A 10,669-nucleotide genomic window follows, 5' to 3' on the forward strand; every position below is an offset into this window, starting at 1 on the left:
GCCCCCCGCCCTGCCGGCCGCCCCGGGCAAGACCCGTCTGCGGCCCGAGCCCGCGGCCGAGACACCGGTCTGGTGTTTCGACGGCAAGGCCCTGCCCCCGCTGGTCCGGGTCAAGATCGGTCAGCCGGTCCGGCTCAAGATCGAGAACCGCACCGACAAGCCGCTCTCGCTCCATTGGCACGGGGTGCGCAACGTCAACGCGATGGACGGCGTCGGCGGCGTCACCCAGGCGCCGATCCCGCCCGGCGGCAGCTTTCTTTACCAGTTCACGCCTCCCGACGCCGGCACCTTCCTGATCCGCCCCCTCGTGGTCGGCGGAGCGAGCGAGCCGTCCGGCCGGGGTCTCGCCGGCATGCTGGTGGTCGAGGAGGCGACCCCGCCGCTGGTCGATGCAGACGTCGGCCTGGTGATGCAAGATTGGCGGCTGGAAGACGACGCCAGCGTGATGCCGTTCGGTCAGGTTCAGTTCGCAGCGGCGAACGGACGGCTCGGCAATCTCGTGACCGTCAACGGCAAGCCCGTTCCGGACACGTTCGAAGCGCGTCCGGGCGCGCGCGTCCGCCTGCGGCTCGGCAATGCCTGCAACGCTCGCGGAACCCGGCTCCGGTTCGAAGGCGTGAAGGTCTACGTGGCGGCGGTGGACGGGCAGCCGACCGACACGTTCGAGCCCCTGCGGGCGACCCTGCCGTTCCCTCCGGGCACCCGCTACGACCTGATGGTCGACCTGCCCGAGACCGAAGGCGCCGTGTGCTCGATCATCGCGCTGGTCGGACAGGGCCTGACCCTGGCCACCGTCACCACGAAGGGGACCCCGATCGCCGACAAGCGGCCGCCGATCGGCCCGATCGGCGAGAACAAGCGCCTGCCCGCGGAGATCAAGCTCCAGAACGCCCTGCGGCGGGACGTGGTGATCACCGGCGGCGCGATCGTCCCGAAGGCCGCCAAGGATGCCGGAAAGGACAAGCCGGCGCCGGAGCCGGTCTATACCGGCGATCCCCAGAAGATCTGGGCGGTGAACGGGGCCAGCGCCACAACGGGCCTCCAGCCGATCTTCACGGTGAAGCGCGGGCAGGTCGTGGTTCTGGCCCTGCGCAACGAGACCGGCTTCCCGCAGGCCCTGCACCTGCACGGCCATTGCTTCCGGCTTCTCCATCCCCTCGACGACGGCTGGGAGCCCTACTGGCTCGACACGTTCCAGCTTCTGGAAGGCCGGACCGCCCGCATCGGCTTCCTGGCCGACAATCCGGGGCGCTGGCTGATCAGCGCCACGGTGCTGGAGCGGTTCGACACCGGCCTGTGGACCCTGTTCGAGGTCACCTGAACGGCAGCCCGTTCCCTACGGGGCAGCGTCGAGGAGACCACTGAGGACAGCGGGCATCAGTTCGGGAATGTCCTCGGCGATCAGGCCCGGGCCGTGGCGCAGGCCGGCATCGCCGTGGAGCCAGACGGCGGCTGCGGCGGCCTCGAAGGGCGGCATGCCCTGCGCCAGCAACCCGGCGATCAGGCCGCCGAGCACATCACCCGATCCGGCCGTGCCGAGATACGGGGTGCCGTGATCGTTGATCGTCGCCCGGCCGTCCGGGCTCGCGATCACGGTATCGGATCCTTTCAGCACGACGACGGCACCGGTGAGTGCGGCGGCGGCGCGGGTGCGGGCGACCTTGTCGGCGCCCTCGGTGGTGGCGTCCGTGCCGCCGAACAGCCGCGCGAACTCGCCCTCGTGGGGGGTGAGCACGGCGTGCGATTCCCCGTCCGCGATATGGGCGGCCAGCAAAGGGGCCTGCCCCGAGAAGCTGGTCAACGCGTCGGCATCCAGGACTAGGCTGCGCCCGGCGGCCGCCGCCACCGCAACCCGCTCGCGGGTCGGCTCGCCGATCCCAAGGCCCGGACCGGCCAGCACGACGTTGAGGCGCTCATCGGTGAGCAGGTCGTCGAGGTCGTCGGCGGTCTCGCAGGGACGCAGCATGATGGCGGTGAGCTGGGCGGCGTTCTCCGCCAGCGCAGCCGTGGGGGACGCGAGCGTGACCAGGCCGGCCCCGACCCGCAGGGCGCCCCTGGCGGCGAGCCGGGCCGCACCGGTCTTGGTGGCGGGCCCGGACAGAACCAACGCGTGCCCGCGGGTGTATTTATGGCTCTCGCCGGTTAGGCGTGGGAACACCCGTACCCACAGATCCGGCCCGTTCCGGTAGAGCGCCGGCTCGGCCGCTGCGAGGCCGATCGCCAAGGCTGCTTCACCCGCCCCGATATCGGCCAGGTGCCGGTGCCCGCACAGGCCCCGCCCGGGCTGAAGCAGATGCCCCGGCTTGAACGCGACGAAGGTCACGGTCTCCACGGCGCGGATCGCGACGCCGCGTACGGCGCCGGTGTCGCCGTCCACGCCGCTCGGGACGTCCACGGCCAGCACCGGGCAGCCACCGGCATTCACGGCCTCGACCAGGGCACGGGCGGCACCGTCGAGGTCGCGCGACAGGCCGGCTCCGAACAGCGCGTCGATCACGAGGTCGCCGGAGGGCAGTGCGTCGGCCGTGGCTGGATGCACGGGGCCGGTCCAGGCCTCGGCCGCGAGGGCTGCATCACCTGTTAGGGCGGAGCGATCGCCGAGGACGCACAGTTCGATCCGGTAGCCGCGTTCCGCCAGCAGCCGCGCGGCGACGAACCCGTCGCCGCCATTGTTGCCGGGCCCGCACAGCACGACGGCCCGTCCGCCATCGGGCAACCGGGCCGCGGCGCGGGCGGCCACCACGGCACCAGCGGCCTCCATCAGTCGAAAGCCAGGAATACCGCAGTCGATGGCCGCCGCATCGACCCGGCGCATCGCCGCCACCGTCAGCACTCGCATGCTCATCCCCACGTCTGCCCGTGCACCGAACACCTTTGATTAAAAATGCGCCAGAAAATCATCGAAAGCCCGAAGGATGTGCGTAGCTTGCGCTCCGAATGGGCATTAACGTGATGCCCGTCGCGAAATCGGCGTGGCGGAGGCTTCCCGACGATGTTAGAAATATCCGGCAGCGCAGCGCAGGCCCGAGCGGCATGAAGAAGATCGAAGCGATCATCAAGCCTTTCAAGCTCGACGAGGTGAAGGAGGCGCTCCAGGAGGTCGGCCTCCAGGGCATCACCGTCATCGAGGCAAAGGGTTTTGGCCGTCAGAAGGGCCATACGGAGCTGTACCGCGGCGCCGAATACGTGGTCGACTTCCTGCCCAAGGTGAAGCTGGAGATCGTGCTGTCGGACGCCCTCGTCGAGGGCGCCGTGGAAGCGATCCGCAAGTCGGCCCAGACCGGGCGCATCGGCGACGGCAAGATCTTCGTCTCGACGATCGAAGAAGCGATCCGCATCCGCACCGGCGAGACTGGCACCGACGCGATCTGAAGGCTGATCCGCGCGGCGTCCAGCCCGCGGATCTTACGCCTTGATCACGGGAACGATCAGCATTCCCGCGCCGCGAACTTGTGCTTCCTGTCCCGCCACCATCCTGCCTAAGAATTCACGCTGCACGAATGTCCGGCATCGACGTGCCGGGGCATGGAGTGTTGGGCCGGCAACCCCACATCCTCGGGATCGCGCGGCCGGATCGGCCGCTTCGATCCCACTCAGGAGGACCATGTGATGGCCGGAACCGACGGGCGCGAGACCGCCAAGATCTACGAATTGTCGGCGTTCCGGCGCGCCCGACCGGCGCCGCGGGCGGCCGAGAAGGCCAAACCTGCGCCGATGCCGAGCTTCGGCGGCGCCTGGTACCACGAGGCCGCGATCCGCGACGACGAGCGCCCGCGCCGGACCTGAAAACGGCGAAGCCGGGCGCGAGGGCCCGGCTCCGGGGATTGCTCGACGTCGAAAGCTCTTGGCTTTCGGTCCGCCTCAGGCTGCGACGGCGGCCTCGGTCGGCACCGAAGAGATCGTCTTCAGCACCTGCGAGGCGATCTGGTAGGGGTCGCCCTGCGAGTTTGGGCGGCGATCCTCCAAGTAGCCCTTGTAGCTGCTGTTCACGAAGGAGTGGGGCACGCGGATCGAGGCGCCGCGGTCGGCCACGCCGTACGAGAACTCGTGGATCGAGGCGGTCTCGTGCTTGCCGGTCAGCCGCATGTGGTTGTCCGGGCCATAGACGGCGATGTGATCCTCGCGGTTGGTCTTGAACGCCTCCATGAGCGCTTCGAAATAGGCCTTGCCACCGTGCTCGCGCATGAACGCGGTCGAGAAGTTGCAATGCATGCCCGACCCGTTCCAGTCGGTGTCGCCGAGCGGCTTGCAATGGTACTCGACGTCGATGCCGTAGGACTCGCAGAGCCGCTGCAGCAGGTAGCGGGCCATCCACATCTCATCGGCGGCCTTCTTGGAGCCCTTGCCGAAGATCTGGAATTCCCACTGGCCCTTGGCCACCTCGGCGTTGATGCCCTCGTGGTTGATGCCGGCGTCGAGGCAGAGGTCGAGGTGCTCCTCGACGATCTTGCGGGCGACGTCGCCGACGTTCGAATAGCCGACACCGGTGTAGTAGGGGCCCTGCGGGGCCGGGAAGCCGCTGGCCGGGAAGCCGAGCGGGCGGCCGTCCTTGTACAGGAAGTACTCCTGCTCGAAGCCGAACCAGGCGCCGGCATCGTCCAGGATGGTCGCGCGCTTGTTCGACTCGTGCGGGGTCTTGCCGTCCGGCATCATCACTTCGCACAGGACCAGGACGCCGTTCTTGCGGGCCGGGTCGGGGAAGTGGCGCACGGGCTTGAGCATGCAGTCGGAGCTGCCGCCCTCGGCCTGCTTCGTGGACGAGCCGTCGAAGCCCCACATCGGAAGTTGATCGAGGGTCGGGAAGCTGTCGAATTCCTTGATCTGCGTCTTACCGCGCAGGTTCGGGACCGGCGTATACCCGTCGAGCCATATATACTCGAGCTTATATTTCGTCATTCCGGTTCTCTCGTCCGTTGTCGATGCGCGACCCGGTCAACCCCCAGGCGACGCGAACGGCATGCCGCCATCTCGACGGCCGCTGCCGCCTTTGCATGGAGCATGCCAGGACTGTCTTCGACCGCCTTCGATGGGTGGTGATTGCGCGGATAGGCAATCACAGAATCGAGAGGCTTGCTCCGAGAAAGAGCCAAACGTCTCGTTCCATGGGCGATTTCGCCCGTCCGCGGGTGGCAACGCGCGCGCGCGACGGATATCAAGCGGCTCGGCCGGTGCGGCCCGACCCGACGACGGCCGCCCCGAGCGAGAATCCCCGACGCCTTTCCTGGAGGATGCCCACGATGACGACTGCGGCCGAGGTTCTGAAGACCATCCGGGACAACGACGTACGCTACGTGGACTTCCGGTTCACCGACCCGCGCGGCAAGTGGCAGCACGTCACGTTCGACGTCTCCTTGATCGACGATGAGATCTTCGCCGAAGGCACGATGTTCGACGGCTCGTCGATCGCGGGCTGGAAGGCGATCAACGAGTCCGACATGCTGCTGATGCCGGACCCGTCCACCGCCTGCCTCGACCCGTTCTTCTCGGCCTCGACCCTGTCGATCATCTGCGACGTGCTCGAGCCCGCCACCGGCGAGCCCTATTCCCGCGATCCCCGCGGCACCGCCAAGCGCGCCGAGGCCTACCTGCAGCAGACCGGGATCGGCGACACGATCAATGTCGGCCCCGAGGCCGAGTTCTTCGTGTTCGACGACGTGAAGTTCGCCGCCGACCCCTACCGCACCGGCTTCGAGCTCGACTCGACCGAGCTGCCGACCAACGGCTTCACCGATTACGAGGGCGGCAACCTCGGACACCGGGTCCAGACCAAGGGCGGCTACTTCCCGGTCCCGCCGCAGGATTCGGCCCAGGACATGCGCGGCGAGATGCTGGCCGCGATGCAGTCCATGGGCGTGAAGGTCGAGAAGCACCACCACGAGGTGGCCAGCGCCCAGCACGAGCTCGGCATGAAGTTCGACGTGCTGACCAAGCTCGCCGACCACATGCAGATCTACAAGTACTGCATCCACAACGTCGCCCAGAGCTACGGCAAGTCGGCGACGTTCATGCCCAAGCCCGTCTTCGGCGACAACGGCTCGGGGATGCACGTCCACCAGTCCATCTGGAAGGACGGCAAGCCGGTCTTCGCCGGCGACAAGTATGCCGGGCTCAGCCAGGAATGCCTCTGGTACATCGGCGGCATCATCCGGCACGCCAAGGCGCTCAACGCCTTCACCAACCCGTCGACCAACTCCTACAAGCGGCTGGTGCCGGGCTACGAGGCGCCGGTGCTGCTCGCCTACTCGGCGCGCAACCGCTCGGCCTCCTGCCGGATCCCGTGGACCAAGAGCCCGAACGCCAAGCGCGTCGAGGTCCGCTTCCCCGACCCGATGGCCAACCCCTACCTGGCCTTCTCGGCCCTGCTGATGGCCGGCCTCGACGGCATCCGCAACAAGATCGACCCGGGCCCGGCGATGGACAAGGACCTGTACGAGCTGCCGCCGAAGGAGCTGAAGCAGATCCCGACCGTGTGCGGCTCGCTTCGCGAGGCGCTCACCAGCCTCGACAAGGACCGCACCTTCCTCAAGGAGGGCGGCGTGTTCACGGACGACCAGATCGACTCGTTCATCGAGTTGAAGATGACCGAGGTGCTGCGCTACGAGATGACCCCGCACCCGATCGAGTTCGTGCAGTACTACTCGCTGTGATGTGAGGGGGGGCCGGGCGCGAAGCCCGGCCCCGGCTGTGAGAGGTGAGGTGGAAGCGCCCGTCGCCCGCTCCAAAGTCAGTTTCGAACAAAGCAAGAACACGCTTGACACATAAGATTATTAGCCTATGAATGACCCGCTCGCAGGCGGGGTGATTCATGGTCACGAAAGAGATCGTCGTCACCCGGTTCCGGTGGCAGCTGGCAGCTCTCAGTGTTGAGGTGAAGCTGCTTCGACTTGGCCTCATCCTTCGGGCCTACAATCCCGGCCAGCCGCGGGTCCCCGCTGGGCATCCGGACGGGGGACAGTGGACGAGTGACGACGGTTCAGTTCGGTCTGAGAACGACAACACAGCGCGCATATATAATGTCAGCGACAAAGATAAATACCAATATAATGTATTTTTAGAAGAAGAAGAGGAAAAATTTGGGGGCATACAATTGATTCACACGTCGGAAAGACCGACGAAGAGATGATGGAACGCGTGCGGAAGAGCCAATGGGGAAACCTGTTGGCCCATGGTGGACTGCAACGCGACGGCTCGTTTGACTCCCGAGAGTCAGCTAACGATCTCGTCACCCGAACGTTAGAAATCAACGCGCAGCGCGTTGATGAAGTGGCGTCTGGGGAGAAAGATCGCGCCTACTTTACAACGCGGTTCGGATATCGAACCGGCCGCGAGGCATACATTACCAAAGATGGCGTGATGTACATGAGAAATACGTATGGCGTTGCCATATATATAGTCCGCGATCGGCGGTCATCGCGAGGTTATCACGTACAATCGGCATTTCCTTACAATGAAGGAGATTGAAATGTCTACACATCCCGAGTTTGACGAATTAACCGAACGCTTTTTTCAAGACGTCGATCGCATTTTCAGCACCGAGGCGGAATTATTGCAATTTGCCATAGAGCCGTTTTCGCAAGAGCGCCGCTTATCTTTGCGTGGCTATCTCTCTCTTATCGCCAGCGACGATTTCGACGACAAGGAATTATTAGGTATCTGGAACGACTCGAAAGCGCAGTGGTTGTTCCATTCCGCGCCTCCACTGAGATTGTTCTTGAATAAGATTCGTGACCGATTGTGATTACTAAGAGATCTGAAAATGATTATGTCGTTTTTTCCAATTATCGTACTTATGTCGCAAAATACTGCTGAAGGCGATATTTTAAAACAAGCCCTCCGCCCTGAAATCATTATCCAATCGGCTTCACGTCCGTTGGTAAAATCGTCAGAATTTGACACATTCACACGTCAATTCCATCAATATCTTATGGATGATTTTTCGACTGAAGACGCGATCATTCAATGGATCCTTTCCCCTTTCAAGGACGACACCGAACGAGGCCACCTGAAGGCCTATCTTGACACCCTCACGCAGGATGATGTCTCGGACGAGGAACTGCGAAAGCTGTGGTGGTCGTCGGAGGCAGACATCGTATTCTATGATGGCGCCGGACTCCGAGCCTTCCTCAAGAGAGTGCGAGACAGATTGTGACGCGAAAGCAGTCGTGAGCCGGCAGAGCAAGCTGCGGAACCGGGCGCGGCGGGAATCGGGACGGATGCCCGCCACACCGGAATTCATCCACTTCGGTGAGCGGTTCAATTAGAGCATCGACGATCAGGACGCGTCGTCCGAGGAAGCCACCGCCGCGATTCTCGGCTGCTTCAAGGGCGAGGATCGAGCTGCTTGCACGATTTCAAAGGCGCGGTGCTGGAGAGCGACCTGACACCGAAGGAAGGGATAAAACTCTGGGCCACCGCCTGCATCGACTTGCACTTACGTGATCCGGAGGACCTTCGGCGCTTCCTTATCCAGGTTCATCTCGACCAGCGGAAGAGCTTGTGACACGCGGCAGTCTCGATCGTTCAAAGCGGCGGATGCACGCATGCTCACCCTCGACCACCTCGTCGTCGTGGCCCCCGATCTCGCGGAGGGCGTGGCCCATGTCCGCGACTGCCTCGGCCTCGACATGCCGGAAGGCGGGCGCCATCCCGAAATGGGCACCCGCAACCACCTGCTGCGCCTCGGCGCATCGACGTTCCTCGAAGTGATCGCCGTCGATCCCGAGGCAGCGCCTCCGGCGCGCGCCCGCTGGTTCGGCCTCGGCGAGGCCGCGCGGGTGCGGGCGGAGTGGGAGGCCGGCCGGCGGCTGCGCGGCTTCGTCGCCCGCACCGACGACCTCGACACCCTGCTCGCCGCCCATCCCGACCTACTCGGCGCGGCGGCGACGCTGACCCGGGGCGCGCTGTCGTGGCGCTTCGGCCTGCGCCCGGACGGGACCTGGCCGGCGGACGGCGCCGCGCCCTACGCGATGGATTGGGGCCGCCGTCCGCACCCGGCCGAAACGATGCCGGATCTTGGGGCACGTCTCGCGGATTTCAAGCTGGAGCACCCGGACCCGGACGCGACGGCGGCCCGGCTGGCGGGGCTCGGCCTCATCGACCCGCCGCAGATCGTCCCCGGCCCGGTCCCGCGCTACACCGCCCGGATCGCGACGCCGTCCGGCTCGCGCACGCTGACCTGAGGACGGGCCCTCCCGGCCGGCCTCATCGGGTGGATGACCGGCGAGGAGGGCCTGGCCGCGACTCGCGAGCCCCGGCGCAGGAAACCTAGTAGTCCCCCATCGCGCTGCGGTGACGGAAAGCCCCGTTCTGCACAGGAATCGCCGCCCGGGGACCGGGCGCCATTGCTCAGGTGTGCGCGAAGATGTCGGTCTCCGGCCAGCCGTCGAGGTCGAGCCGGGCGCGGGTCGGCAGGAACGCGAAGCAGGCGGCGGCGAGATCGGTGCGGCCCTCCCGAGCCAGCATCGCGTCGAGCCGCTCCCGGGCGGCGTGGAGATGGAGCACGTCCGAGGCCGCGTAATCCTGCTGGGCCTGCGTCAGAGTCTCGGCGCCCCAATCGGAGGATTGCTGCTGCTTGGAGAGATCGACGCCCACCAGCTCGCGGACCACGTCCTTGAGCCCGTGGCGGTCGGTGTAAGTGCGGGCGAGCTTCGAGGCGATCTTGGTGCAGTAGACCGGCGCCGGCATTACGCCGAACGCCTTGAACAGCACCGCCACGTCGAACCGGGCGAAGTGGAAGATCTTCAGGACTTCGGGATCCGCCAGGAGGCGCTTGAGCACGACCGGCTCCGGCCCGTCCTGCGGGATCTGGACTACGTCGGCCGTGCCGTCCCCCGTTGAGATCTGCACCACGCAGAGCCGGTCCCGGTGCGGGTTGAGGCCGAGCGTCTCGGTGTCGATGGCCACCGCCCGGCCCGCATCGTAATCGGCGGGCAGGTCGCCACGGTGGAGGCGTACGATCGGGCTCGGCATTTTTTTGGGACCTTGAGAGTGTTGCGCCGGTACCATCGGCGCCAAGTGCCGGCAAGCCGCCGGCGCGGCACGCGGAGAGGCGAATGACGACAGCAGCCGAGGTGATCGCGACCCTGGGCCTCAAACCCCATCCGGAGGGCGGGCATTACCGCGAGACCTTCCGCGATCCGCGCATGGTGGACGGCCGCTCGGTCGGCACCGCGATCTATTTTTTGCTCGACATCGGCGAGGCCTCGGCCTGGCACCGCGTGGACGCCACCGAGATCTGGCACTGGCATGCCGGCGCGCCGCTGGTGATCACCACGAGCCCGAACGGCCACGACGCCACCGCCCAGCATCTCGGACCCGACCTCGCCGCCGGGCAGCGCCCGCAATGCGTGGTGCCGGCCGGCCATTGGCAGACCGCCACCAGCCTCGGCGCCTGGACGCTCGTGGGCTGCACGGTCTCGCCGGGCTTCGACTTCTCCGGCTTCGAGATGGCATCGCCCGACTGGCGGCCGACGCCGAGGGGCTAGCGTCCGGGCGCGACCGGCACTGGACCGCAATCAGGGCGACGACCGCTTCGGCCGAGACATCGCTGCCGGCGCACGGGTTGGAACGGAGGCCCATCCCGTGCGCCCGCGCCGCCTTGGCCGATCGCGGTGCCGGTGCGATAACGCCCGACCTCTCGCAGCCGCCCGCGCCATGCCCGCCCCCCTGA

At 66.2% G+C, this 10,669-nt stretch carries 13 protein-coding genes; 10 read left to right on the forward strand and 3 right to left on the reverse strand.

All coding sequences use genetic code 11. The features are described from left to right. The coding region (locus FV242_RS30050) for a multicopper oxidase family protein (RefSeq protein ID WP_147941472.1) at positions 1–1,321 on the forward strand (1,321 nt) is incomplete at its 5' end. Between the two features lie 15 nt (positions 1,322–1,336). Here FV242_RS30050 and FV242_RS30055 read toward each other — a convergent pair. Beyond that, entirely contained in the window at positions 1,337–2,839 is a 1,503-nt protein-coding gene (locus FV242_RS30055; RefSeq protein ID WP_187278618.1) for an NAD(P)H-hydrate dehydratase, read from the reverse strand. 194 nt (positions 2,840–3,033) lie between these two features. On the opposite strand from FV242_RS30055, the gene FV242_RS30060 reads away from it, so the two are divergent. After that, the gene (locus FV242_RS30060; RefSeq protein WP_003600526.1) at positions 3,034–3,372 is read left to right on the forward strand and encodes a P-II family nitrogen regulator; all 339 of its coding nucleotides are present in this window, start codon (positions 3,034–3,036) and stop codon (positions 3,370–3,372) included. Positions 3,373–3,609: 237 nt separating this feature from the next. Further along, positions 3,610–3,786 (forward strand): DUF2735 domain-containing protein, encoded by a 177-nt coding sequence (locus tag FV242_RS30065; RefSeq protein WP_147941474.1) that lies wholly within the window; start codon positions 3,610–3,612, stop codon positions 3,784–3,786. A 75-nt stretch (positions 3,787–3,861) separates the two neighbouring features. Here FV242_RS30065 and FV242_RS30070 read toward each other — a convergent pair whose 3' ends face one another. Then, a complete protein-coding gene (locus FV242_RS30070; RefSeq protein ID WP_147910537.1) occupies positions 3,862–4,896 on the reverse strand; it encodes a glutamine synthetase beta-grasp domain-containing protein in 1,035 nt (344 codons plus the stop codon). Positions 4,897–5,237: 341 nt separating this feature from the next. Here FV242_RS30070 and glnA point away from each other — a divergent pair, with 341 nt between their 5' ends. From glnA to FV242_RS30095, 6 genes are all read left to right on the forward strand, one after another. Then, entirely contained in the window at positions 5,238–6,647 is a 1,410-nt protein-coding gene (glnA, locus tag FV242_RS30075) for a type I glutamate--ammonia ligase (RefSeq protein ID WP_147941475.1), read from the forward strand. A 439-nt stretch (positions 6,648–7,086) separates the two neighbouring features. Then, positions 7,087–7,461: an RNase A-like domain-containing protein gene (locus tag FV242_RS30080; RefSeq protein ID WP_281407121.1), complete on the forward strand. Its 375-nt coding sequence runs from the start codon at positions 7,087–7,089 to the stop codon at positions 7,459–7,461. A 1-nt stretch (position 7,462) separates the two neighbouring features. Further along, positions 7,463–7,738, forward strand: a complete 276-nt coding sequence (locus FV242_RS30085) for a hypothetical protein (RefSeq protein WP_147941477.1) — start codon at positions 7,463–7,465, stop codon at positions 7,736–7,738. An 18-nt stretch (positions 7,739–7,756) separates the two neighbouring features. After that, positions 7,757–8,149: a hypothetical protein gene (locus tag FV242_RS35895; RefSeq protein WP_246692956.1), complete on the forward strand. Its 393-nt coding sequence runs from the start codon at positions 7,757–7,759 to the stop codon at positions 8,147–8,149. A gap of 192 nt (positions 8,150–8,341) precedes the next feature. Next, complete coding sequence (locus FV242_RS34920) at positions 8,342–8,500, forward strand: hypothetical protein (protein WP_187193412.1); 159 nt, start codon at positions 8,342–8,344, stop codon at positions 8,498–8,500. A gap of 40 nt (positions 8,501–8,540) precedes the next feature. After that, a complete protein-coding gene (locus FV242_RS30095; RefSeq protein WP_147941478.1) occupies positions 8,541–9,179 on the forward strand; it encodes a VOC family protein in 639 nt (212 codons plus the stop codon). 166 nt (positions 9,180–9,345) lie between these two features. Here the strand turns inward: FV242_RS30095 and FV242_RS30100 are convergent, their stop codons facing one another. Continuing rightward, on the reverse strand, positions 9,346–9,969 hold the full coding sequence (locus FV242_RS30100) for a ribonuclease D (RefSeq protein ID WP_147941479.1): 624 nt from the start codon (positions 9,967–9,969) through the stop codon (positions 9,346–9,348). Between the two features lie 83 nt (positions 9,970–10,052). Between FV242_RS30100 and FV242_RS30105 the strand changes: the two genes are divergently transcribed. Continuing rightward, positions 10,053–10,484, forward strand: coding sequence for a cupin domain-containing protein (locus FV242_RS30105; RefSeq protein ID WP_147941480.1), 432 nt, complete (start codon positions 10,053–10,055; stop codon positions 10,482–10,484). The last annotated feature ends 185 nt before the right edge of the window (positions 10,485–10,669 follow it).

Source organism: Methylobacterium sp. WL64, assembly GCF_008039945.1.
GTDB lineage: Bacteria > Pseudomonadota > Alphaproteobacteria > Rhizobiales > Beijerinckiaceae > Methylobacterium.